Origin of the sequence: Terrabacter sp. Soil810, from assembly GCF_001429645.1 — a bacterium.
Taxonomy (GTDB): Bacteria; Actinomycetota; Actinomycetes; order Actinomycetales; family Dermatophilaceae; genus Terrabacter.
Genome location: NZ_LMSW01000013.1, coordinates 148,234 through 170,122, shown reverse-complemented (window position 1 = coordinate 170,122; position 21,889 = coordinate 148,234). Strand labels below are relative to the sequence as shown.

Genomic DNA, 21,889 nt, shown 5'->3' with positions numbered 1-21,889 from the left:
GCAGCGCCGGTAGGAGGAGTTCACCGTGAAGACCTACCTCATCAGCCTCTTCTCGCCCGACGGCCCGCCGCCGGAGGACCTCGACCTGACGAAGGTCATGGCCGACCTCGAGCTCGTCAACGCCGACATCCGCGCAGCCGGTGGCTGGGTCTTCGCGGGTGGCCTCGCCGACCAGGGGAGTGCGACGACGATCCGCCGCCCGCGCGACGCCGTCGCCGACGCCGTGCTCACCGACGGGCCCTTCGCCGAGGCCAAGGAGCATCTCGGGGGCCTGACGATCCTGCGTTCCGACGACTACGACGTCGTGCTCGGCTGGGCCGAGCGGATCGCCGGAGCGACCGGCCTGCCCGTCGAGGTCCGCCCGTTCCAGGGCGAGGGCGACCCCGGCCAGGCACCGACCGACCGGTGACGGCTCGGGCGACATGACGGTCTCAGGCGCGGACATCGCGCGGGTCTTCCGGGCCGAGCACGGCCGCGCGGTGTCGGTGCTCATCCGGGCGCTGGGCGACATCGACCTCGCCGAGGAGGCCGTGCAGGACGCCTTCACCGTCGCCGTCGAGCGCTGGCCCCGAGAGGGTATGCCGCCGAGTCCCGCCGGCTGGATCATCACGACCGCGCGCCGCCGGGCCATCGACCGGCTGCGCCGGGAGTCGACGCGGGAGGCCCGCCAGGCGGAGGCGGTCGCGCTGCACGCGCCGGACGAGGGCTCCGGACTCCCGGAGGAGGGACCCGTGAGGGACGAACGACTGCGGCTCGTCTTCACCTGCTGCCACCCGGCGCTCTCGCGGGAGGCGCAGGTCGCGCTGACGCTCCGGCTGCTGGGGGGCCTGACCACGCCGGAGATCGCGCACGCCTTCCTCGTGCCCGAGGCGACGATGGCGCAGCGGATCGTGCGGGCCAAGAGCAAGATCCGCTCGGCCGGTATCCCCTACCGGGTGCCACGCGACGAGGACCTCCCGGCCCGGCTCGCCTCCGTGCTCGCCGTGCTCTACCTCGTGTACACCGAGGGGCACACCGCCACGGCCGGCGACGACCTCGGCCGACCCGACCTCGCCGCCGAGGCGATCCGGCTCGGGCGCGTGCTCGTCGAGCTGATGCCCGACGAGCCGGAGGCCATGGGACTGCTGGCCCTCATGCTGCTGACGGAGGCCCGGCGCCCGGCGCGCACCGACGCCGCGGGGGACCTCGTCCTGCTCGCCGACCAGGACCGCTCGCTCTGGGACGCCGCCCTCGTCGCCGAGGGCCACGCGCTCGTACGCCGGTGCCTGCGCCGGGGCGCCCCCGGCCCCTACCAGCTGCAGGCCGCGGTCAACGCCGTGCACACGAGCGCGGCGACCGCCGCCGACACCGACTGGTCGCAGGTCGTCGCGCTCTACGACCACCAGCTGCGCATCGCCCCGACCGACGTCGTCCGGCTCAACCGGGCCGTCGCCGTGGCCGAGCTCGACGGACCACAGGCTGCCCTCGCCCTGCTCGACGGCATCGACCTCGAGGGCTACGTCGCCTTCCACGTCGTGCGGGCCGAGCTGCTCGGCCGCCTGGAGCGGTGGCCCGAGTCGGCCGCCGAGTGGGAACGCGCCGCCGGGCTCAGCGACAACGCCCCCGAGTCGCGGCACCTGCGGGCCCGTGCCGCCGGAGCTGCCGCGCGGGCAGGTGACCGGCGGTAACCTGCGGTCATGACGACCCCGCCGTCCACCGCACCGACCGACATCGCGTCCCCCTGGGGAGGGGTCGGTCGCACCCTCGACCTCGACGGCCCCGTGCACTGGGTCGACTTCGGCGGTCCGGACACCGAGACGGGCGCGACCGAGCCGGCCCCGGTCGCCCTCGTGCACGGCCTCGGCGGTTCGCACCTCAACTGGGTCGGCATCGCACCGGCGCTCGCTGCACGTCGCCGGGTCGTCGCGATCGACCTGCCCGGCTTCGGGCTGACCCCGGCCCTCGGACGCGCGACGAGCGTCAACCACAACGCCGCCCTGCTCAGCCGATTCATCCACGAGGTGCTCGGGCGCCCGGTCGTCCTCGTCGGCAACTCGATGGGCGGCATGGTGAGCCTCCTGCTCGCCGACCGCCGCCCCGAGCAGGTCGCGGGCCTCGCCCTCGTCGACCCCGCGCTGCCCAACCCCGGCGCGCGGCCCGACCCCCAGGTCGCCGCGACCTTCGCGATGTATGCCGTGCCGCGGGTCGGCGAGCTCGTGCTGACCCGCTACAACAAGAGCGTCTCGGACCGCCAGCGCGTGCTCGGCACCGTGGCGCTCTGCTTCGCCGACCCGTCCCGCGCCGACGTCGACGTCGTCGAGGCCGGCGTGGAGCTCGCAGCCTGGCGCCGGTCGCTCCCGGACCCCGAGGGCGAGTTCCTCGGTGCCGCGCGGTCGCTGCTGCGTGTGCTCCGCGGACGGCGCGAGTACGACCGGATCATGCGGGACCTCGACCGGCCGGTGCTGCTCATCCACGGGACCCGGGACCGCCTCGTGCCCGTCTCGGCCGCCCGCCGCGCGGCGCGGCTCAACCCGGCGTGGCGCACGGCCTACCTCGAAGGGATGGGGCACACGCCGCAGCTCGAGTCGCCGGAGGACGTGCTCGGGCACCTCGAGCCGTGGCTGGAGTCGCTCGACTGAGCGAGCCCCCGCGTCAGGCGACGCCGTGGCTGACCCGGGAAGCCAGCTCCGCGCCCCACGCGTGCGCCCGTTCGAGCTCGCCGGCCTCGACGGGGCCCGGCGTGCCCTCCACCCAGAAGGTCTCGCCGCGCTCGGCGCGGTCGAACCCGTGGTGGCGCAGGGCCTTTGCGGCCGCGCTCGCCGCCGAGCCGGGCAGCATCTTGACGTGCACCCGGGTGTCGAAGGTGACGACGGGCAGCCCGGGCCGCGGCGTCACGGCCTGGATCCACTCGCGCACACCCTCGCGGGCCGGCGTGGCGCCCTTCGTCGTCGCGTCCTCACGCGTCTTGGGCCGGGACATGCCGAGCGCGTGCGTGGGGCCGCCGACGAGGAGCAGGTCGACGTCGTCCGGGATGACCGTCGGGGCGTCGTCGACGTGGACGAGACGCACGTCGCCGTCGCCGGGTGATCTGCCCTGGCGCAACCCGTCGGCGATGGCGGAGGCGATCTCGTGAGTGTTGCCGAACATGGACTCGTGGACGATGAGGACGTTCATGATGCTGCCTTTCCACCGTCCACGCTACGCGCGGGCCGTGGCCAGGCGTCCGATTCGTGACGCACGAGACGTGCCGGGCCACAATGGGATTCGCGACGTCGAACACGGCGCCGACGACGACGAGGAGAGACATCGTGGACGCCAAGGCCTGGGACGAGCGGTATGCCGCCCACGAGCTCGTGTGGTCGGTCGAGCCGAACCGCTTCGTCGCCGAGATCATCGGCCCGCTGACGCCGGGTCATGCCGTCGACCTCGCGGCGGGCGAAGGGCGCAACGCCATCTGGATGGTCGAGCAGGGCTGGGTCGTCACCGCCTCGGACTACTCCCAGGTCGCCGTGGAGCGGATGCGGTCCCTGGCGGCCGACCGCCTCGGCGACGACCTGAGCCGGTTGACCGCGGTCGTCGCCGACGCCACGCAGACGACGCCCGGCGGGCCCGCGGCGTACGACCTCGCGCTACTCTGCTACCTCCAGCTGCCCGCCGACGAGTGGCGCCGGGCGCTGCGGTCGGCCGTCGAGGCGGTGCGGCCGGGCGGGCTCGTCGTCGTCATCGGTCACGCCGGCCGCAACCTCGCCGAGGGCTGGGGCGGCCCGAGCGAGCGCGACGTGCTCTACGACCCCGAGGAGGTGCTCGACCGGGCCGACGGGCTGCCGGTCACCACGCTGCAGTCGGGCATCCGGGAGCGGCCCGTCCCCACCGACGACGGTGAGCGCGTCGCGCTCGACACGGTGGTCGTGCTGCGCCGCGAGGGCTGAGAGCCGCCCGACTAGCGGCGGCCGTACCTCTTGTGGACGGCCTGCCGGGTGACGCCGAGCTGCTCGGCGATCTCGGCCCAGGGGAGGCCCTGGTTGCGCGCCCGGCGCACGACGGCGGCCTCGGTGCGGTCGGCTGCACGCCGCAGCTCGCGGGCCGCCGCGAGCGCTGCGCGTGGGTCGTCGTCACCGGTGGCCAGTGCCAGCTCGCGCATGTCGTCGACCTCCTTCGTCATCGCGGTCACCTCTCGTGCCGTGTCAACCTGCGTTGACAGGGTATGCCGACCGGCGGCGTTCGTCAACCGAGGTTGACACTGCGGGTGGGTCGGGAGCAAGACGGTCCGCAATGCAGTGGCCCGGCCTCGCCCGGGCCCAGCAGGATGTCCCCATGGCACTGGAGCTCTCGCACACGACCGTCAACGCCCTCGACGCCCACGCGCAGTCCGTCTGGTGGGCCGACCTGCTCGGCTACCACGAGGACCCGGACGACACGAACGAGCCGGGGCACGAGGAGTGCATGATCTTCTCCCCTGACGAGTCGCACCGGCTGCTCTTCATCGAGGTCGAGGATGCCAAGCAGCTGCGCAACCGCGTGCACCTCGACCTGCGCCCCACCGACCGCCCGCGCGACGAGGAGGTCGAGCGCGTCACGGGCCTGGGCGCGACCGTCGTGCAGGACTGCCGCACGGAGGACGGCCGCGGCTGGGTCGTCATGGGCGACCCGGAGGGCAACGAGTTCTGCATCCTGCGCAGCGACGACGAGCGGCGCGCGGCCGGGGACATCTGAGCGTGACCGTCACCCGCTCGATCCTGCTCTTCGTGCTCGCCGCCCTCGCCGAGATCGGTGGCGCCTGGCTCATCTGGCAAGGGGTGCGCGAGCAGCGCGGCTGGGTGTGGGCCGGGGCGGGGGTCGTCGCGCTCGGACTCTACGGCTTCGTCGCCACGCTCCAGCCCGACGCGAGCTTCGGCCGCATCCTCGCCGCCTACGGTGGCGTGTTCGTCGCGGGCTCGCTCGTGTGGGGCATGGTGGCCGACGGCTTCCGGCCCGACCGGTGGGACGTCGCGGGCGCGCTCGTCTGCCTCGTCGGCGTCGCGCTCATCATGTACGCGCCCCGCTCGGGCTGAGGGCCGCCCCTCGAAGGCTCCGGAAGGCATACGGCCGGGGGTATCATGGGGCGTTCCCGCAACGACCTCAGGAGGATGCCGTGGAGCTCGACCTCGACGAGATGCAGGCGGTCATCCGTCGCCTCAACCGCGCGCGCGGCCAGATCGGCGGCATCGTCAAGATGATCGAGGAGGGGCGCGACTGCCAGGACATCGTCACGCAGCTCGCCGCCGTCTCCAAGGCGCTCGACCGCGCCGGCTTCGCCGTCATCGCGACCGGCCTGCGCGCGTGCATCGCCAACCCGGACGGCGAGACGATGGACGTCGCCCAGATGGAGAAGCTCTTCCTGTCGCTGGCCTGAGACGGGGGTGGGTCAGCCGGCCGGCGGATCAGCGGGTCAGCGCCGGCTCGCGGATGCTCGTGCCGGCGAGCCACGTGCGGTAGCCGCCGTCGAGGTTGCGCACCTCGCGCCCGGCGTGGGCCAGCACCTGCGCCGCCGTGTGGCCGCGCTGCCCGACCGCGCAGTGCACGACGACCGGGCCGGGCGGGATCTCGTCCAGGCGCCGGCGCAGCTCGTCGACCGGGACGAGCAGGGCGCCGGGGATCGCGCCCTCGTCGTGCTCCCGCTGCGTGCGGACGTCGACGAGGACCGCACCCCCCGCCAGGGCGTTCGCCAGCTCGTGCCACTGGATCGAGCGGGTCACGCCGGTGCGCAGGTTGTCGGCGACGTAGCCGAGCATGTTGACGGGGTCCTTGGCCGAGGCGAACTGCGGCGCGTAGGCCAGCTCGAGGTCGGCGAGGGTGCTCGCCGTGAGGCCGCCCGCGATGGCGGTGGCGATGACGTCGATGCGCTTGTCGACCCCGTCGCGGCCGACGCCCTGAGCGCCGAGGATCGCGTCGGTGTCGGGGTCGACGAGGAGCTTGAGGCTCATGCCCTCGGCGCCGGGGTAGTACGTCGCGTGCGAGGCCGGGTGCGTGTGGATGACGCGGTGCGGGCGTCCGGCGGCGACGAGGCGCTTCTCGCTCCAGCCGGTCGTCGCGACCTGCAGCCCGAAGACGCCGACGATCGCCGTCCCGAGCACCGGGCGGTCGTGCGCCGGGAGCCCGGCCATGACGTCGGCCGCCATGCGGCCCTGGCGGTTCGCCGTGTTGGCGAGCGGCACGAGCACCTGCTCGCCGTCGAGGGCGTCGCGCTTCTCGACGGCGTCGCCGACGGCGAGGATCCGCGGGTCGCTCGTGCGGAAGCGGCTGTCGACGAGGATGCCGCCGAGACGGCCCGTCTCGAGACCGGCGTCGTCCGCGAGGCGCGTGTCGGGTCGCACGCCCACGGCCGAGACGACGAGGTCGGCGTCGACCTGCTCACCCGACCTGAGCGTCACCGCGTCGGGCCCGATGGAGGTGACCGAGGTGCCGAGGCGCAGCGTGACGCCGGAGGCGCGGAGGTGGTCGTGGACCGGCCCGACCATCTCGGGGTCGAGGGGGGCCATCACCTGGTCGGCGGCCTCGACGACCGTCACGGCGATCTCGCGGCGGGTGAGGTTCTCGGCGAGCTCGAGCCCGATGAAGCCGCCACCGATGATCGCGGCGGTGCGGGCCGGGCGGCTCGCCGCCACGAGCGCGTCGGTGTCCTCGACGTCGCGCAGCGAGAGGGCGCGCTCGATGCCGGGGATCGGCGGCCGGACCGGCCGGGCTCCGGGGGCGAGGAGCACGTGGTCGTAGGGCAGCTCGGACACGGTGCCCGTGGCGAGCTCGTGCACGACGACGACCCGGCGTTCGCGGTCGATGCGGACGGCCTCGGTCCCGACGCGCACGTCGAGGCCGAAGCGCCGCCCGAGCGAGGCGGGCGTCTGGAGCAGCAGTGATGCGCGGTCCTCGATGACGCCGCCGACGTGGTACGGCAGCCCGCAGTTGGCGAAGGACACGTGGCCACTGCGCTCGATGACCGTGATGTGGGCGTCCTCGTCGAGCCGGCGCAGGCGCGTGGCCGCGCTCATGCCGCCCGCGACACCGCCGATGATGATGTGGTCCATGCTGCAATAATACCCCAGGGGGTATGGTGTGGCCCAATCGCGAGGTCCGCCGCTCTGGACGAACCGGGCACTGCGGAGCGACCATGGAGGGCACGGAGGTCGCGCCATGAACGTCCAGCCGAATGCCGCCATCCCGCCCATCGCCCCGGCGGGTCAGCTCGACGCGCACGGGTTCGACCGGGGCCGGGTCGAGACCGCCGCCGACCTCGCCGTCCACCTCGAACGCGTGCGCCGGCACCGGTCCGAGCTGCGTGACTCCGTGGCCGCCGTCGACCTCGCCCTCGAGGCGCCGATCGCGCGCGGCGGGATGTGGCGCGAGCGGGTGCGGGCGGCCCTCGCCGAGCTGGCGCACGACTTCGACGACCACGTCTCGCTCACCGAGAGTCCGGGCGGCATCTACGACCGGGCGAGGCGCAGCGCGCCGCGCCTCTCGGGGCGCGTCGACCGGCTGCTCGAGGAGCACCGCGACCTGCGCGAGGCCCTTCACGGCTACCTCGCGGTGCTCGAGCACGGCGGCACGATGGCCGACCTGCCCGTCTTCCGTGAGGAGCTGACGGTGCTCGTCGGACGGCTCGTGCGCCACCGACAGAAGGGCGGCGACCTCGTCTACGAGGCCTACGACGTCGACCTCGGCGGGTCGGGCTAGGGCTCGTAGCGCGGCCGTAGCGTGAAGCCCGACACCCCCTCGCCGCTCGTCCTCGACGCGAGCACCTGGTGCAGCTGGATCTCGTTGCGCTCGAAGGCGAGTCGCGACCCGGCGAGGTAGAGGCCCCACACCCGGGCGGTGCCGAGACCGGCGAGCTCGACGCAGTCCTCCCAGTGCTTGGCCAGGTTGGCGTTCCATGCGGCGCAGGTGCGGGCGTAGTGCTCGCGGAGGTTCTCGTGGTGACGCACCTCGAAGCCCTCGTCCTCCATGACGCGCACGATGTCGCCGCTCCCGGTCAGCTCGCCGTCGGGGAAGACGTAGCGGTTGATGAAGCCGCGGGGCGGCAGGCCGGGGTGCTGGTTGTCGGGGCGCGTGATGCAGTGGTTGAGCAGGCGTCCCTCGTCGCGCAGCCGCTCCCGCAGGAAACGGAAGTAGGACGGGTAGTTGCCGACCCCGATGTGCTCGGTGAGCCCGATCGAGCTGATCGCGTCGAAGCCGCGCTCCGTGACGTCGCGGTAGTCGCCGTGCCGGACCTCGGCCCGCTCGGCGAGCCCCTCGGCCTCGATGGCGGCCTGGGCCCAGGTGGCCTGCTCGCGCGAGAGCGTCACGCCGAGGGCGGTGACCCCGTAGTGCTTCACGGCGTGGCGCACCATGCCGCCCCAGCCGCAGCCGACGTCGAGCAGGCGCATGCCGGGGCGCAGGCCGAGCTTCCGCGCGACGAGGTCGTACTTGTAGGCCTGGGCGTCCTCGAGCGAGGCCTCGTCGGTGGGGAAGCACGCACACGTGTAGGTCATCGACGGGCCGAGGACCTTCTCGTAGAAGGCGTTCGACACGTCGTAGTGGTGGCTGATCGCGGCGGCGTCGCGCGCCTTGCCGTGCCTCAGCCCGTGCGCGAGCCGACGCAGCTGGCCGGGTGTCTCCTCCGGGGGCAGGGTCGGCGCATGGGGTCGGTGGTGGGCCACGAAGCGGGCCAGCTCCGCGGCGTCGTGCCGTCCCGGTCGGCGAGGGGTGAGCCCGTCACCGATGACGCGCAGCACGTCGTAGGGATCCGCCTCGTCCACCCCGTCGATGATGAGGTCCCCGAGGAGGTACGCGCGGGCGAGGCCGAGCTCTCCCGGCGCGGCGAGGAGGTGGTTGAGCGCCTCGGGCCCGGTCAGCCGGATCACGAGCCCGTCCGGACCACCCCCCTCCGAGCCGTCCCACGCGACGACCCGCACCGGGGCCTCGGGGCCGAACACGCGGTCGAATGCCTCTCCCACGGTCAATGTCATCGAGCCTGCACCGCCTTCTCGTAGAGCGTCGGGAACCGTCCCGCCGGGTCGTACCTGCGTTTGACGGGGACGTAGGCCGTGCCGCCGTAGAGGGCGGCGAAGGTCGCCTCGTCGTAGTACGCGTCGGAGTAGAGCGACTTGTGGCCGCCCAGCCGCGTTACCTCGTCCTCGATGCGGCGGTTGACGTCGCCGTCGGCCGCGCCGGGCTCGATGGCCACCGTCGACCAGAAGCCGACGTTGACGTAGCGCTCGTCGCGGCGCATCGGGTAGAGGGGCCACGGGGTCTCGTCGGGCTGCGCGCCCGGAGCGGGGCGCAGCTGGATCGGGCACAGCCAGACGGGTTCGATCGGCACCTCGTGCAGGAACCAGTCGACGAACTCGGCCGTGCGCGCGAGGGGGATCTCGACGTCCTGCACGACGCGCTCGCGGTCGGGCAGCCCTCGGAGCCGTTCGATCCGGCCCATGACGTGGTGCCGGTTCTCGAAGGCGACGATCTTCCAGTAGACGTCGCTGCGCAGCAGTCGGCTCGGCCAGAGCCGGCGGACGGTCGGGTGCTGGGCGCCGAACGCACGGCTGCACCAGAACCAGTCCGTGTCCCAGCGCCACAGGTAGTCGTGTGCCGTCAGCACGTCGGCGCGGCGCTGTTGGATGGAGCGGTAGAAGACCTGGTCGCCGGTGTAGTCGCTCGGCCGAGCCTGCCCCTCGAGGTGGTCGGTCCAGCGTCCGAGGCAGAGGTAGGCCTCGGTCGGGCCGAAGACGACGCCGTCGACGAAGTCGACCCGGTCGCCGTCCCAGGTCTGCGACGACATCACGTCGTCGACCGCGTCCGTCAGGGCCGCCACCGCGTCGAACCGCACGTGCCGCAGGGCGACGTAGGGCCGGGCGGGCTCCAGCTCGATGACGAGGTCGAGCGCGTAGCCGAGCGAGCCGTAGGAGTTGGGGAAGGTGCGGAAGAGGTCGGCGTGCTCGCCGACGGGCGTCGCGGTGACGACCTCGCCGTCCCCCGTGAGGATCCGCATCTGCAGGACCGACTCGTGGGGAAGGCCGTTGCGGAACGACGCCGCCTCGATGCCGAGCCCGGTCACGGCCCCGCCGATCGTGATGGTGCGCAGCTGCGGCACGACGAGCGGCACGAAGCCGTGCGGCAGCAGCTCGTCGACGAGCTGCTCGTACGTCGTCAGCCCGCCGACGAGCGCGGTCGCCGGCGCGCCGCCGGTCCCGGGGCGCACCTCGACGACGCCGCACAGCGCCGAGAGGTCGAGGCCCCGCGAGTCGGTCGCGGTGCGGTTGCGGAAGAGGTTGGACGTGCGCTTCGCGAGCCGGACGGGCCGGTCGGGCGGCAGGGCGGCATACGTCCTCCTCACCTGCTCGAGTGCACGCTCGTGGTCGCGGACCCGCTGGAGGGGGTCGTGCCGATCCGCAGGAGACGTGACCTGAGGGGTTGCCACCATTGCAGTCAAACAGATCTCGGGGCGCTGTGGGTACTACTCGCGTGCGAGCATCGTGGCGCCGAGCCCGACCATCATGACGCCGCCCGTCACCCCGAGCTTGTCGAGCCGGGCGGGCTTGCGGGCGAACCACTCCCGTGCCCGCGCGGCGAGCAGGGCCCACATGCTGTCGCTGCAGATCGCCATGAGGCCGAAGACCCCGCCGAGCACCGCCATCTGGACGCCGACGTGGCCCGCGCCGGTGTTGACGAACTGCGGGAGGAAGGCCACGAAGAAGAGGATCGTCTTCGGGTTGGTGAGGCCGACGACCGCGCCGATGCGCAGGGCGTGGCCGCGCTTGGCCGACACCTGCGCCTCCATGGCCTCGCGCGCCTCGTGGCGGTGGCGGATCGCCTGGATGCCGAGCCAGATGACGTAGGCGGCGCCGGCGACCTTGATGACGGTGTAGGCGGTGATGCTCGCCGCGACGACCGCACCGAGACCGACGGCGACGAAGACGGCCTGGGCCGTGACCCCGAGGGCGTTGCCGACGACCGACAGCAGCGCCTCGCGCCGCCCGACGGTCAGGGCGCGACCGATGGTGAAGAGCAGGCTGGGACCCGGGACCTGGATGAAGAGGATCGACGCGACGAGGAACGCGACCCACTGGCTTGATGACGGCACCGGACCAGTGTGCTCCCGGCCCCGGGTAAAGGGCAGGCGGTTTTCGAGGCGCGGACACTAACGTCGGGGCCATGACGACACCTGCTCAGACCGAGCGCACCGACCCGCCGCTCGCCGCCGACGAGGCGATGACCCTCGTCGCGTTCCTCGACTTCCACCGCGACACCCTGCGCCGCAAGACCGAGGGGCTGACGGCCGAGCAGCTGGCGCAGACCCTTCCGCCCTCGAGCCTGGCGCTCGGTGCCCTGCTCAAGCACGTCGCCCTCAACGAGGCGAGCTGGTTCGGCGAGGTGCTCCACGGCCGCCCGATGCCCGAGCCGTGGGCGAGCGCCGACTGGGACGCCGACCGGGACTGGGAGATGACGTCGGCCCGCGACGACAGCCCGGAGGAGCTGCGCCGGATCATGGACGTGTCGGTCGAGCAGGCCCGCCTGGACATCGAGGCGGCGCTCGCCGAGGGAGGACTCGAGTTCCGGTCGGCGACGCTGTCGCGCAAGGAGAACCAGACGTTCAGCCTCCGCTGGATCCTGCTGCACATGATCGAGGAGTACGCCCGCCACAACGGTCACGCGGACTTCCTGCGCGAGGCGGTCGACGGCGTCACGGGCGAGTGAGCCCCGCCCGCCGGAGGCAGAAGCGCCGGAGCGGCTCGGCCGGCATGACCTCGGCGAGGTCGCGGTAGCGCTCGGCCGCGTGCTCCCGCCGTCCCGTGCGCCACTCGAGGTCGGCGAGTGCGAGGCTCGCGTCACGGCTGGCGTATGCCGGGGCGCCCTTCTCGAGGGACGCGAGCTCGGCCTCGAGCTTGGCCAGTGACCGCTCGGCCGGTGACCCCTCGGGGTGGGCGGCGAGGAGGCCCTGAGCCGTGGCCACGAGGCGGGCGACCCGGACGGAGGGGGACGGCCAGCGGCGCTCGAGCGCGCCGTAGAGCGAGACGATGCGCGGCCAGTCGGTGCGCTCGAACGACGGCGCGCTCGAGTGCAGGCCGGCGATCGCCGCCTCGATGGCGAAGCGACCGTCGCCCGACGCGGCGACCGTCGCGTCGGCGAGCCCGGCCCGCAGCAGGGCGCCGTCCCAGCGGGTGCGGTCGACCTCGTCGAGCGCGAGCCCCGTCCCGGTGTCGTCGACGCGGCCCGGGCGACGGGCCAGGCCGAGGCGGATGACGGCACGCAGCCCCCGCACCTCCGTGTCGTCCGGGTGGGCGGCGACGAGCGCGTCGGCGATGGAGAGCGCCTGGCGTCCCGTGTCCGCCAAGGCGTCGGCGGGGTCGAGCACCGTGCGGTGCGCGACCGTGAACATGCCTGCGACGCAGGCGATGACGACCGGCAGGCGGCGGTCGCGCTCGGCCTCGCCCGGCACGTGGAAGGTGCCTCGGGCCTCGGCGAGGGCGCGCTTCGCCCGGGTGAGCCGGGCGGCGGCGGCGGTGTCCTGGACGCCGAGGTGTCCGGCGATCTCCGGGACCGTCAGGCCGCACACGACGCGCAGGGCCAGCACCATGCGGGACGCGGGCGAGATGGCCTCGTCGCACGCGACGAAGAGCAGGGCGAGGCGGTCGTCGAGCCCCTCATGTCCGTGCATGGACAGGTCGTCGGCATCCATGGCAGTGCGGTCCGCCTCGGGGCGGGCGAGCTCGGGGGCCAGCCGGCGCCAGGTGGTGCGCCGTCGGGCGTCGTCGAGCCACGCCCGCTTGGCCACCGAGGTGCACCACGCGGCATACGACTCGATCGGTGCTCCGCCGTCGCGCTCGTGCGCGGCGGCCCGTGCGACGGCCTCGGCGGCGTACTCCTCCGCGTCGTCGAGGCTCCCGGTGAAGGAGGCGAGGGCGCGCACGATGCGCGGCCACGCCTCCTCGAACTCACCCGTCCCGAGTGGCACTCACATCCCCGTCGGGAAGACCTTGCGCCACTCGATGTGTCTGCCCGTCGGCACGAGGGCGGCGATCCGGCGCGCGGTGTCCTCGTCGTCGGTCTCGACGAGATAGAAGCCGGTGATGACCTCGGACGTGTCGGTGAACGGGCCGTCGGTGTAGACGGCGTCCTCGACGGTGCGGTCACCCGCGCCGGGGGCGACGGTGCCGCCGTGGCGGGAGTTCTGCAGGGCCGCACCCCCGACGACGCGGGCGCCGAGGTCGGCGACGGCCTGCTGGAAGGCCTTGTGCTCGGGGAACGACGCGTCCATGTCGGAGGCCGGGGCGCTCGGGTCCTTGCCGGCGGGACCGGCGTCGGCGGCCGGCGCGCCACCGAGGTAGGCGTCGGAGTCCCAGTCGTTCTCGTGGATCAGGTAGACATACGTGTCGGCCATGGCCGGCTCCTTCTCGAAGAGGCGCGCGGTGCGCAGGTGGCGACCCTCGCCACATCATCCTGACGAACTCTCGGGCCGGGAATCGACACGCGGTCGAGATTTCTTCGGATCGGGCCGGTCAGCTCGCCCCGAGACGCTCGAGGCGCCCCTCGAGGGAGGCCCGACGGTGGGCGTTGCCCTCGAGGTCGAGGTAGCGCGTGCCGAACGTCGCGAGCAGGGCGTCGTCGAGCCGGCGCACCGCACCGGGTGGGTACTTGTAGCCCATTCGCTCGATGAGGGCGGCGCCGTCGACCGGGGCGATGACCTCGGCGAGGGCGTCGACCGACGTGATGCCGAGCTCGAGCAGCAGGCCGGAGACCCACGTGTAGTGGTCGGTGCGCGACCAGCCGGCGTCGGCGTACTTCGAGGCGAGGAACGTCGCGAGGTCCTGGGTGCTGATCCGGGAGTCCTGCTCCACTGCGTCGGGCGGGCTCGCCGGCAGGGCCTTCTGGAGGCGGTCGCGGATCGCCGAGAACTCGCGGTCGGCCAGCTCGATGAGCCCGGCCGCCAGGGTGAACCGGCGGTCGAGGTCGTGCGCGTGCTCCTCGGGGACGGTGCCCTTGTAGCGGATGTCGTGCTCGAACTCGGCCCAGGCGTGCTGCAGCACGGTCCGGATCTGCACCGAAGCGCTGCGCCGGCGGAGCGGCTCGTAGGCCGTCGGCACGGTGCGGCTCGCGTCGACCGCGACGAGCAGGTGGCGGCTCGCGTAGCCGAAGCGTCCCGAGCGCGCCGTCTCGAGGCCCATGTCGCGGTCGTCGAGGACGGCGAGCTCCTCGGCCAGCAGCTCGGCGACGGCGGCGACGTCGTCGTGGACGTAGGTGATGACCCGGACGCCGATCTGGTCGGTGATGTCGGCGAGCGGGTCGGGGTAGAGCAGCTCGCCGCCCCTGCGGCGCTCGGCCTTCGACGCGAAGGACGCCACGGACTTCGTGCGCCCGCCCACGCTGAGGTAGTTGATGCCCGCCTCGTCGAGGAGCCCGGTGACCATCTCGACGAAGAGCGCCGTCGCGGCCTCGACCTCGGGGCGCACCGCCGCGTACGCCTGTGCCGCCTCCCTGCTCTCGGTGGACGTGGTGCTCGCCTCGTCGGTCGCGCCTGCGCCATCGCTGTCGGACATGCCGCCATCCTGCCGTGCCCGCAGGACCGGCGGCGACCGGTAGTCGTGGAACCACCAGAGGTCCTCCCGGTCGGAGGCTCCCCAGCCGTGCCGCACACCCCACCACGTCGGCGCCTGCGTCCACACGGCCCCGTGGGCCGGGAACGCGCGCAGGGCCGCGTCGACGAGACCCACCGCGCCGTCGTCCTCCCAGTCATGGCACTGGGGCCGGACCTCATCGCTGCGCGGACAGGGGAAGAGGTGGTGCAGGCCGATGCTGAAACCCAGCGCGCGGTAGAGCGAGATCGCGGACTCCAGCGTGATGGCGTGGTGGCCGCTCTCGAGCCGGGAGATGCGGCTGTGCGGGACGTCGAGCCGGGCGGCGAGCGCGCGCTGGCTCAGCAGGTAGGTGCGGCGCACGTGCCTCAGCGCGTCGCCGAAGGCATCTGGTCCGTGGCCGAGGGGAACGGTCATGGCGCCAGCGTCCATGCCCGCCGCCTCACTGTCAGGCCCGGCGCAGGTCCTGTGGATCAGCCGCACTCAGGGAGGAAGGGGTGTGGACGGGGGCAGGGGACCCGCGCTTGCCCGCCGCTCCCTGTGCGTTGGGTCGCCCTGAGACTCAACCGCCGGCGAGGACGTCCGGTCGCTGTGCGTTGGGTCGCCCGGTGACTCAACTGCCGGCGGGGACGTCCTGTGCGCTGTNTCAACTGCCGGCGAGGACCTCGCTCTCTGCGCGTTGGGTCGCCCGGTGACTCAACTGCCGGCGCGGCCCTCTGAGTCACGTGATGACCCAATGCACAGGGCGCACACGCGGTGGGGAATGGCGTGGACGGGCGAGCGGGGAGGTGCGAGCGTGTCGCCATGCACCTCGAGACCGCCCGACTCACCATCCGTCCCTGGTCGCACGACGAGGCCGAACGGCTGCTCGACATCCAGAGCCGCCTCGAGGTCGTGAAGTGGCTCGGCGACGGCGAGCCCGTCCTCATGAAGGACCTCGACGAGGCCCACGCCCGCATCGACCGCTACCACGAGCGCAGCGAGGCGCCGCCGCTCGGCTTCTGGGCCGTCGAGGTGCGCGAGACGGGCGTCGTCGCCGGCTCCGTCATCCTGCTGGCCCTCCCGGACGCCGACGACGGTGAGGTCGAGGTGGGCTGGCACCTGCATCCCGACTCGTGTGGCCACGGCTACGCGACCGAGGCCGCGACGGCCGTGGTCCAGCACGGCTTCGACGGTGGGCTGCCCGAGATCTACGCCCTGACCCACACGACGAACGAGCCGTCGCAGGCCGTGTGCCGCCGCCTCGGTCTCGACGACCTCGGTGTCATGGAGAAGTGGTACGAGGGCGAGTCCCGCGTCTACCGCACCACGCCGGAGCGGTGGGCCAACCGAGCCTAGGTGTGCCGGGTGCCCGGCTCAGCCTCCGACGTGCACCTGTGGGCGCCGGTCCGCGTCGGGCTCGGCGCGCCGGATGATCTCGTGCGTCAGCGGGGGGATGTCGCCCTCGCCGGCGAGCAGGAAGCGCAGCACGTTCTGCCCCGGTGCCTTCTCGCTCCACTCGAAGTAGATGTGCGGCGGCTTGGTGACGCGGTCGCGCACGTCGAGCAGGACCGCGGCGAGGACGTTCGGCACCGACGGGCCGGTGGCGCGCAGGATGTAGTGGCCACCGACGACGGCCGACCCCACGTGGACGGTCGTCGCGAAGTCACTCGCGTCGCTGATCTGCACCTCGAGGAAGATCGCGCCCTGCCGGGCGTTGAGGTGGTTCGACATCCGGACCTCGAGCGACTTCGCGCGGTACTCGTCGCGGTCTCCGGCGTTGATCTTGTTGGCGATGAAGCGCAGCGGCTGGGGGCCGAGCGCCGCGTCGTCGAGGATCGCCCGGGCGCTGTCGTCGTAGACGACGCGCTGGACCCGCAGCTCGGTCGAGCGGACGATGCGGGACCAGACGCTGATGACGACGATGAGTGCGATGAACACGAGGGCGATGACGAGGCCCTCGGGGCGCTCCGCGATGGTGATCGTGATCGTGTAGACGAAGATCGCGCTGACGACGGCGAAGAAGGCCGCCGCCGCGCGGTGCCCGCGCCGCAGCTCGGTGAGGAAGACGGCGATCGCGGCGGACGTCATGAGCGCGAGCACGCCGGTGGCATACGCCCCCGCCTGCTCGTCGACGTTGGCCCCGAAGGCGAGCGTCACGACGGCGGCGATGAACGACAGCACGAGCACGAGCGGCCGCGTCGAGCGGGCCCAGTCCGGTGCCATGCCGTAGCGGGGCAGGTAGCGCGGCACGATGTTGAGCAGGCCCGCCATGGCAGACGCGCCGGCGAACCAGAGGATACCGATGGTCGAGATGTCGTAGACCGTGCCGAAGCCCTCGCCGAGCAGGTCGTGCGCAAGGTAGGCGAGGGCGCGTCCGTTGGCCGCGCCGCCCGGCTGGAAGGCGTCGGCCGGGATGAGCAGCGTCGTGACGAGCGAGGACCCGATGAGCAGCACGCTCATGATCAGGGCGGCGGTCGTCAGGAGCTTGCGGGCGTTGCGGATGCGGCCCTCGGGCTTCTCGGCCGTGTCGGTCGGGTCGCCCTTGACGAGCGGCATGACGACGACGCCGGTCTCGAAGCCGGAGAGGCCCAGCGCGAGGGCCGGGAAGACGAGAAGTGACGCCCCGATGATCCCGAACGGTGCGGAGTGGGCCGACGTCATGGCCGTGATCCAGTCGCTGAACGCGGTCGGGTGGTCGCCGATCTCGAGGATGCCACGCACGAGGACCACGGAGCTGAGGCCGAGGTAGGCGACGACGAGCACGACGGCGATGCCGATGGCCTCTTTGAAGCCCTTGAGGAAGATGCCCGCGAGGAACAGGAGCAGGGTCAGGGTGACGCCGACCTGGTGCCCGGTGAGCGTCGACTTGAGGTAGGGGTTCTCGATGAGGTGGGCGCTCGCGTCGGCGGCCGACAGGGTGATGGTGATGATGAAGCCGGTGGCGACGAAGCCGATGAGGCAGAGCACGAGGATCTTGCTCGGCCAGTAGGACAGGAGGCGCTCGAGCATCGAGAGGCTGCCGTCGCCGTGCGGGCTCTCGGCCGCGACGCGGCGGTACATCGGGAGCGCACCGAAGAGGGTGACGAGCACGAGCACGAGCGTCGCAACCGGTGAGAGGGCGCCGGCGGCGAGGGCCGCGATGCCGGGCTGGTAGCCGAGCGTCGAGAAGTAGTCGACGCCGGTCAGGCACATGACGCGCCACCACGGCTGGACGTGCGCCTGCTCCTTCGCCTCGCTCTCGCGCTCGTAGTAGCCGCCCGGGTCGGCCTCGTCGGCGTCGAGGAACCAGCGCATCAGGGGTGTGCGCTCCGCGCGCTGTGTCGTCACGGCGCCGAAGTCTAGGGGCTGGCACTGGAACCATCACCCTGTCGATGAGTCCAGGACCGGTAGGCGAGCGAGAGGAGCACGAGCCCCAGGGCCCACAGCGCATGGAGGCCGTTGACGACGAGCAGGGCGACCACCGACGCGTGGGCGACGAGTGCGGTCCACCAGGCGCGGCTGCCGCCGGGGAGCAGGCGCAGCGCCGCGGCGGTGCCGAGGACGTAGACGAGCGTGAAGCACCCCGTCGCGAGCAGCATGAGCGGGGTGAGGCCGAGGTCGAGCACGACGGCGACGACGAGCGAGAGCATCGAGCTGGTCGTGACGAGGGCGATGCTGCGCCGAGGCACCTGGCCGGCCTCGCCGCCCTTCGCCAGCCAGCGCGGCAGCGCGCCGTCCCGGGCGAGTGCGGCACCGAGCCTCGACCCGCCGGCGTAGTACGCGTTCATCGCCCCCACGGTGAGCAGCACCGCCACGACGGCGGTCACGACCCGGGCCTGCTCGCCGAGCGCGATGGCCATGAGGTCGGAGAGCGGCGCCTGGCTGCGACCGGTGGCGGGTCCGAGCACGAGGACGCTGGTCGTGGCGAGGCCGAGGTAGAGCACCCCGACGACCGCGACGGCGATGCCCGTGGCTCGGGGCACGTCCCGGCGGGGGTCGCGGTAGTCCGCCGCGAGCGACGCCACGGCCTCCCAGCCCGCGAAGCCCCAGACCAGGACGGCGGCCGCGGTGCCGACGGCGGCCCACCCGTTCGGGGCGAAGGGGGTCAGTGACGCCGTGCTCCCGTGCGGCAGGGCGACCGCCATCGTCGCCGTCATGAGCAGGGCGAGGGCGGTGGCGAGACCGAGCTGCACGCGACCGGAGAAGCGCAGCCCGGCCAGGTTCATCAGGCCGGTGCCGAGGATGAGAGTGGCCGCGACGACGACGGAGGTCGTGCGTCCCCCGCCGACGACGTCCGCGACGTAGCCGCCGGCCATCATCGACGTCGGCGGAGCCCCGACGGGCACCGCGAAGTAGAAGCACCACCCGACCGCCCCCGCGGCGCGGTCGCCGAAGGCCCGACGGACGTAGGTCGAGACCCCGCCGCCGTCGGGGTGCCGGGCTCCGAGCGCGGCGAACGTGCTCGCGAGCGGCACGGACAGGAGCACGAGCGCCGCCCACGCGAGCAGTGACGCCGGACCGGCCACCTCGGCGGCGAGGGCGGGCAGGGTGATGACGCCCGTGCCGAGCACGGCGCCCACCGAGAGGGCCGCGCCCTGCGCGACGGTGATCGTGCCCCCGGTCGCGGTCGGGGTGGCCCGGGTCATGCGTGCGGTCGTCGCCATGGCTCCAGACTCCCGCCGAAGCGGACCGGTCAGAAGTGCCACTTCTTGTCAGATGGTGTGGGCCAATCCAGACTGTCGAGATGGACCTGCACGTCTCCCTCACCGGCTCGGGCGACCTCACCGCCCAGATCTACGCCCAGCTGCGCGCCGCCGTCCTCGACGGTCGCCTCGCCGGGGGCGACCGCGTGCCCGCCTCCCGCGACCTCGCGGAGAGCCTCAGCGTCTCGCGCGGCACGGTCACCGCGGCCTACGACCGGCTCCTCGCCGAGGAGCTGCTCGAGACCCGCCGCGGCGCCGGGACCTTCGTCGCGAGGGGGTGCGTGCCTCCCGGCGGCGTGGCCCGGCGTCGCGCCCGAGCCGGGGCCGTCGTGCCGACGGCCCTGTGGGCGACCACTGCGGAGGCCGCGCCGGGCCCGGGCGGTGCGGTCCACGACTTCTCGGTCGGGGTGCCCGACGACTCGCTCTTCCCCCTCGCGACCTGGCGCCGGCTCGTCAGCGGCACGCTGCGCCGGGGCCGCCTGGCCGCCGGCACCTACGACGACCCGGGCGCGAACCGCGGAGGGAGCCGTCTCGAGGCCGAGATCGCGAGGTATGCCGGGGTGTCCCGGTCGGTCGTGGCCTCCGGCGCCGACGTGGTGACCACGGCCGGCGCGCAGCAGGCTCTCGACCTCGTCGCGCGGGTGCTCGTCGAGCCCGGTGGCACCGTCGCCGTCGAGGACCCCGGCTACACCGCCGCGGCACGGCTCTTCGCGACCCACCGGGCTGTCGTCCGCGGGGTGCCCGTCGACGGCGAGGGGATCGTCGTCGACGCCCTGCCCGACGCGGCCCGTCTCGTCTACGTCACCCCGTCGCACCAGCACCCGACCGGGGTGGCGATGTCCCGCGCGCGCCGGGTCGCGCTGCTGGAGTGGGCGGTCCGGCACGGGGCGGTCATCGTGGAGGACGACTACGACAGCGAGTTCCGGTTCGCCGACCGGCCGCTCGAGCCGCTCCAGAGCCTCGACCGCGACGGGCGCGTGGTCTACGTCGGGTCGTTCTCCAAGTCGCTGCTGCCGGGCCTCCGGGTCGGCTATGCCATCGCCCCCGCCACGCTCACACCGGCCCTGCGCGAGGCCAAGCGGGTCACCGTCTGGGACGGCGATGCCGTGACGCAGGGCGCCCTCGCCGACTTCCTCTCCGAGGGGCACCACGCGGCCCACGTCAGGCGCGCGACGAAGGTCTACCGTGCCCGTCGCGAGGCGCTGCTCGACGGCCTCACGCGCCCCGACGGCCTCGCCGACTGGCTCGAGGTCGTCCCCTCCGCGGCCGGGCTGCACCTGTGCACCCTGCTGCGTGACCCGGCCCTCGACGACGTCGCGATCGCCGAGCAGGCGCTGGCCGCAGGCGTGTTCGTCGAGCCCCTGTCGGTGCGACACCTGGAGCAGCCAGCCCGCCACGGGCTCGCCTTCGGCGTCGGCGGCATACCCCTGACGGGCATCGGCCCGGCACTCACCGCGCTGCGGGGTGTCCTCAGCTCGAGCCGGCCGGGACGCCGCGTCGACGGATGATGGCGAACTGCGTGGCGAGCGGGATGATCCCGAGGATCAGCACCATCGGCACGGCAAAGCCGAGGCGCAGGTTGTCCGACCCGACCGCACCGGTCAGCACCGCGCCGAGCAGTGCACCGACGTAGTTGAACTGGTTGAAGCGCGCCACGACCTGGTCGGTCTTGTCGATGCGCTCGCCGGCGGAGTCGGCGTCGCCGCCGGCGATGGCACCCGCCGCCGAGAAGCTGAGCGGCGCGATGGTCGCGACGGCGCCGCCGAGGATGGTGAAGCCGACGACGGCCACGACCCACGTCGGCGCGAAGACGATGACCGCGAGCGACAGGGCGGCGACGACGCCGCTGATGCGGAGCAGCCAGACGGCGCCGTGGCGGTCGACGAGGCGGTCGCCGACGGTGCGGGCGAGGAGGGTCGCGACGAGGTAGGGGAGCGTGGCGAGCGCGGTGAGCCCCGTCGGGGCGTCGAGCGTGCCGTCGAGGTAGACCGGTCCCCACGTCGTGGCCGCCGTGTCGACCATGTAGAAGAGCACCATCGCCACGCCGAGCAGGGCGATGCGCCGCCACGGGACGTCGACCTTCGCGTCGGTCTCGGCGAGGCGGTCGCGACGGACGTAGGGCGCAGCGAGTGCCGCGACGGGGAAGACGAGCAGCGGCAGCAGGGCCGGCCCGAGGTCGACCCCCGACGTCGCCAGCGTGACGAGCGTGCCGAGGATGCCGCCGGCGGTCCAGAAGGCGTGGAAGGACGGGAGGATCGGTCGCCGGTAGAGGTGCTCGACGGTGACGGCCTGCATGTTGGACGACGCGTCGACGAGCCCGAGCGCGAGCCCGTAGGCCGCGAGCCCCCCGACGAAGACCCCGAAGGCCGGCGCGACGAGCAGCACCGCGAAGCCGATCGTCGCGGTGACGAGCCCCATGCGGACGACCATGGCGCTCGACGAGCGCGCCGCGACGACCTCGGCGATGACCGAGCCGACCCCCGCGAGCAGCACGACCATGAGGAGCAGGCCGCTGACGGCGAGCTCGTCGAGCGACCACTTCTCCTGCACCTGCGGCAGGCGGGTCGTCAGCGAGATGAAGAGCAGGCCCTGGACGAAGAAGGCGGTGCCGGCCGCGAGGCGTGCCCGCAGCAGTGAGGAGGACTCGGCCCGAAGTGTCACGGTGGG

General features: G+C 73.2%; 23 protein-coding genes. 11 read left to right on the top strand and 12 right to left on the bottom strand.

What is annotated here, in order from left to right:
* Nucleotides 1-25: 25 nt before the first annotated feature.
* Genes ASG96_RS17585 through ASG96_RS17575 form a run of 3 tightly spaced genes read left to right on the top strand, consistent with a single transcriptional unit; the run spans nucleotide 26 to nucleotide 2,618 of the window.
* Nucleotides 26-409, top strand: coding sequence for a YciI family protein (locus tag ASG96_RS17585; RefSeq protein ID WP_057588764.1), 384 nt, complete (start codon nucleotides 26-28; stop codon nucleotides 407-409).
* A gap of 13 nt (nucleotides 410-422) precedes the next feature.
* Nucleotides 423-1,667 (top strand): RNA polymerase sigma factor, encoded by a 1,245-nt coding sequence (locus ASG96_RS17580; RefSeq protein WP_057588763.1) that lies wholly within the window; start codon nucleotides 423-425, stop codon nucleotides 1,665-1,667.
* A 9-nt stretch (nucleotides 1,668-1,676) separates the two neighbouring features.
* On the top strand, nucleotides 1,677-2,618 hold the full coding sequence (locus tag ASG96_RS17575; RefSeq protein WP_057588762.1) for an alpha/beta fold hydrolase: 942 nt from the start codon (nucleotides 1,677-1,679) through the stop codon (nucleotides 2,616-2,618).
* A gap of 13 nt (nucleotides 2,619-2,631) precedes the next feature.
* Here the strand turns inward: ASG96_RS17575 and ASG96_RS17570 are convergent, their stop codons facing one another.
* Nucleotides 2,632-3,153 (bottom strand): hypothetical protein, encoded by a 522-nt coding sequence (locus ASG96_RS17570; protein WP_056751011.1) that lies wholly within the window; start codon nucleotides 3,151-3,153, stop codon nucleotides 2,632-2,634.
* A gap of 134 nt (nucleotides 3,154-3,287) precedes the next feature.
* Between ASG96_RS17570 and ASG96_RS17565 the strand changes: the two genes are divergently transcribed.
* Nucleotides 3,288-3,908, top strand: a complete 621-nt coding sequence (locus tag ASG96_RS17565) for a bifunctional 2-polyprenyl-6-hydroxyphenol methylase/3-demethylubiquinol 3-O-methyltransferase UbiG (protein WP_057588860.1) — start codon at nucleotides 3,288-3,290, stop codon at nucleotides 3,906-3,908.
* 11 nt (nucleotides 3,909-3,919) lie between these two features.
* Here ASG96_RS17565 and ASG96_RS17560 read toward each other — a convergent pair whose 3' ends face one another.
* Nucleotides 3,920-4,141 (bottom strand): helix-turn-helix domain-containing protein, encoded by a 222-nt coding sequence (locus ASG96_RS17560; protein ID WP_057588859.1) that lies wholly within the window; start codon nucleotides 4,139-4,141, stop codon nucleotides 3,920-3,922.
* A gap of 152 nt (nucleotides 4,142-4,293) precedes the next feature.
* Between ASG96_RS17560 and ASG96_RS17555 the strand changes: the two genes are divergently transcribed.
* The 3 genes from ASG96_RS17555 to ASG96_RS17545 all read left to right on the top strand — a co-directional run bounded on the left by ASG96_RS17555 (nucleotide 4,294) and on the right by ASG96_RS17545 (nucleotide 5,371).
* A complete protein-coding gene (locus ASG96_RS17555) occupies nucleotides 4,294-4,692 on the top strand; it encodes a VOC family protein (protein ID WP_057588761.1) in 399 nt (132 codons plus the stop codon).
* Nucleotides 4,693-4,694: 2 nt separating this feature from the next.
* A complete protein-coding gene (locus ASG96_RS17550; RefSeq protein WP_057588760.1) occupies nucleotides 4,695-5,030 on the top strand; it encodes a YnfA family protein in 336 nt (111 codons plus the stop codon).
* An 80-nt stretch (nucleotides 5,031-5,110) separates the two neighbouring features.
* Complete coding sequence (locus ASG96_RS17545) at nucleotides 5,111-5,371, top strand: metal-sensitive transcriptional regulator (protein ID WP_057588759.1); 261 nt, start codon at nucleotides 5,111-5,113, stop codon at nucleotides 5,369-5,371.
* A 28-nt stretch (nucleotides 5,372-5,399) separates the two neighbouring features.
* Here the strand turns inward: ASG96_RS17545 and ASG96_RS17540 are convergent, their stop codons facing one another.
* Nucleotides 5,400-7,040 carry an FAD-dependent oxidoreductase gene (locus ASG96_RS17540; RefSeq protein ID WP_057588758.1) on the bottom strand — a complete coding sequence of 547 codons (1,641 nt, stop codon included), beginning with the start codon at nucleotides 7,038-7,040 and terminating at the stop codon, nucleotides 5,400-5,402.
* 106 nt (nucleotides 7,041-7,146) lie between these two features.
* Between ASG96_RS17540 and ASG96_RS17535 the strand changes: the two genes are divergently transcribed.
* Nucleotides 7,147-7,686 carry a hemerythrin domain-containing protein gene (locus ASG96_RS17535; protein ID WP_056751028.1) on the top strand — a complete coding sequence of 180 codons (540 nt, stop codon included), beginning with the start codon at nucleotides 7,147-7,149 and terminating at the stop codon, nucleotides 7,684-7,686.
* On the opposite strand, the gene ASG96_RS17530 is transcribed toward ASG96_RS17535, so the two are convergent.
* Genes ASG96_RS17530 through ASG96_RS17520 form a run of 3 tightly spaced genes read right to left on the bottom strand, consistent with a single transcriptional unit; the run spans nucleotide 7,683 to nucleotide 11,068 of the window.
* On the bottom strand, nucleotides 7,683-8,945 hold the full coding sequence (locus tag ASG96_RS17530; protein ID WP_082591877.1) for a cyclopropane-fatty-acyl-phospholipid synthase family protein: 1,263 nt from the start codon (nucleotides 8,943-8,945) through the stop codon (nucleotides 7,683-7,685). The genes ASG96_RS17535 and ASG96_RS17530 overlap by 4 nt on opposite strands.
* 8 nt (nucleotides 8,946-8,953) lie before the next feature.
* Nucleotides 8,954-10,405: an FAD-binding oxidoreductase gene (locus tag ASG96_RS17525; RefSeq protein ID WP_235509215.1), complete on the bottom strand. Its 1,452-nt coding sequence runs from the start codon at nucleotides 10,403-10,405 to the stop codon at nucleotides 8,954-8,956.
* Between the two features lie 36 nt (nucleotides 10,406-10,441).
* Nucleotides 10,442-11,068 (bottom strand): LysE family translocator, encoded by a 627-nt coding sequence (locus ASG96_RS17520; protein WP_056751039.1) that lies wholly within the window; start codon nucleotides 11,066-11,068, stop codon nucleotides 10,442-10,444.
* 71 nt (nucleotides 11,069-11,139) lie between these two features.
* Here ASG96_RS17520 and ASG96_RS17515 point away from each other — a divergent pair, with 71 nt between their 5' ends.
* Nucleotides 11,140-11,682, top strand: a complete 543-nt coding sequence (locus tag ASG96_RS17515; RefSeq protein WP_057588755.1) for a DinB family protein — start codon at nucleotides 11,140-11,142, stop codon at nucleotides 11,680-11,682.
* Here the strand turns inward: ASG96_RS17515 and ASG96_RS17510 are convergent.
* From ASG96_RS17510 to ASG96_RS24555, 3 genes are all read right to left on the bottom strand, one after another.
* Nucleotides 11,669-12,940: a DUF6596 domain-containing protein gene (locus ASG96_RS17510; protein WP_057588754.1), complete on the bottom strand. Its 1,272-nt coding sequence runs from the start codon at nucleotides 12,938-12,940 to the stop codon at nucleotides 11,669-11,671. The two genes, ASG96_RS17515 and ASG96_RS17510, sit on opposite strands and share 14 nt — an antisense overlap.
* Nucleotides 12,941-13,366 carry a YciI family protein gene (locus tag ASG96_RS17505; RefSeq protein WP_056751049.1) on the bottom strand — a complete coding sequence of 142 codons (426 nt, stop codon included), beginning with the start codon at nucleotides 13,364-13,366 and terminating at the stop codon, nucleotides 12,941-12,943.
* Between the two features lie 118 nt (nucleotides 13,367-13,484).
* Nucleotides 13,485-14,975 (bottom strand): helix-turn-helix domain-containing protein, encoded by a 1,491-nt coding sequence (locus ASG96_RS24555; protein WP_162262050.1) that lies wholly within the window; start codon nucleotides 14,973-14,975, stop codon nucleotides 13,485-13,487.
* 387 nt (nucleotides 14,976-15,362) lie between these two features.
* Between ASG96_RS24555 and ASG96_RS17495 the strand changes: the two genes are divergently transcribed.
* A complete protein-coding gene (locus ASG96_RS17495) occupies nucleotides 15,363-15,896 on the top strand; it encodes a GNAT family N-acetyltransferase (protein ID WP_057588753.1) in 534 nt (177 codons plus the stop codon).
* Nucleotides 15,897-15,914: 18 nt separating this feature from the next.
* On the opposite strand, the gene ASG96_RS17490 is transcribed toward ASG96_RS17495, so the two are convergent.
* Together ASG96_RS17490 and ASG96_RS17485 are read right to left on the bottom strand one after the other, a co-directional pair.
* Entirely contained in the window at nucleotides 15,915-17,834 is a 1,920-nt protein-coding gene (locus ASG96_RS17490) for an APC family permease (protein WP_057588752.1), read from the bottom strand.
* 44 nt (nucleotides 17,835-17,878) lie between these two features.
* Nucleotides 17,879-19,183 (bottom strand): APC family permease, encoded by a 1,305-nt coding sequence (locus tag ASG96_RS17485; protein WP_057588751.1) that lies wholly within the window; start codon nucleotides 19,181-19,183, stop codon nucleotides 17,879-17,881.
* An 80-nt stretch (nucleotides 19,184-19,263) separates the two neighbouring features.
* Between ASG96_RS17485 and ASG96_RS17480 the strand changes: the two genes are divergently transcribed.
* A complete protein-coding gene (locus tag ASG96_RS17480; protein WP_056751061.1) occupies nucleotides 19,264-20,730 on the top strand; it encodes a PLP-dependent aminotransferase family protein in 1,467 nt (488 codons plus the stop codon).
* Here the strand turns inward: ASG96_RS17480 and ASG96_RS17475 are convergent.
* Entirely contained in the window at nucleotides 20,693-21,883 is a 1,191-nt protein-coding gene (locus ASG96_RS17475) for an MFS transporter (protein WP_057588750.1), read from the bottom strand. The two genes, ASG96_RS17480 and ASG96_RS17475, sit on opposite strands and share 38 nt — an antisense overlap.
* Nucleotides 21,884-21,889: the final 6 nt, after the last annotated feature.

Excerpts from the sequence above, each read along its gene's own strand:
- ASG96_RS17580 (WP_057588763.1), top strand. The coding sequence starts at position 423 with ATGACGGTCTCAGGCGCGGACATCGCGCGGGTCTTCCGGGCCGAGCAC.
- ASG96_RS17575 (WP_057588762.1), top strand. The coding sequence starts at position 1,677 with ATGACGACCCCGCCGTCCACCGCACCGACCGACATCGCGTCCCCCTGG.
- ASG96_RS17570 (WP_056751011.1), bottom strand. The coding sequence starts at position 3,153 with ATGAACGTCCTCATCGTCCACGAGTCCATGTTCGGCAACACTCACGAG.
- ASG96_RS17560 (WP_057588859.1), bottom strand. The coding sequence starts at position 4,141 with ATGACGAAGGAGGTCGACGACATGCGCGAGCTGGCACTGGCCACCGGT.
- ASG96_RS17555 (WP_057588761.1), top strand. The coding sequence starts at position 4,294 with ATGGCACTGGAGCTCTCGCACACGACCGTCAACGCCCTCGACGCCCAC.
- ASG96_RS17540 (WP_057588758.1), bottom strand. The coding sequence starts at position 7,040 with ATGGACCACATCATCATCGGCGGTGTCGCGGGCGGCATGAGCGCGGCC.
- ASG96_RS17535 (WP_056751028.1), top strand. The coding sequence starts at position 7,147 with ATGAACGTCCAGCCGAATGCCGCCATCCCGCCCATCGCCCCGGCGGGT.
- ASG96_RS17515 (WP_057588755.1), top strand. The coding sequence starts at position 11,140 with ATGACGACACCTGCTCAGACCGAGCGCACCGACCCGCCGCTCGCCGCC.
- ASG96_RS17505 (WP_056751049.1), bottom strand. The coding sequence starts at position 13,366 with ATGGCCGACACGTATGTCTACCTGATCCACGAGAACGACTGGGACTCC.
- ASG96_RS24555 (WP_162262050.1), bottom strand. The coding sequence starts at position 14,975 with ATGACCGTTCCCCTCGGCCACGGACCAGATGCCTTCGGCGACGCGCTG.
- ASG96_RS17495 (WP_057588753.1), top strand. The coding sequence starts at position 15,363 with ATGCACCTCGAGACCGCCCGACTCACCATCCGTCCCTGGTCGCACGAC.
- ASG96_RS17490 (WP_057588752.1), bottom strand. The coding sequence starts at position 17,834 with ATGCGCTGGTTCCTCGACGCCGACGAGGCCGACCCGGGCGGCTACTAC.
- ASG96_RS17485 (WP_057588751.1), bottom strand. The coding sequence starts at position 19,183 with ATGGCGACGACCGCACGCATGACCCGGGCCACCCCGACCGCGACCGGG.
- ASG96_RS17480 (WP_056751061.1), top strand. The coding sequence starts at position 19,264 with ATGGACCTGCACGTCTCCCTCACCGGCTCGGGCGACCTCACCGCCCAG.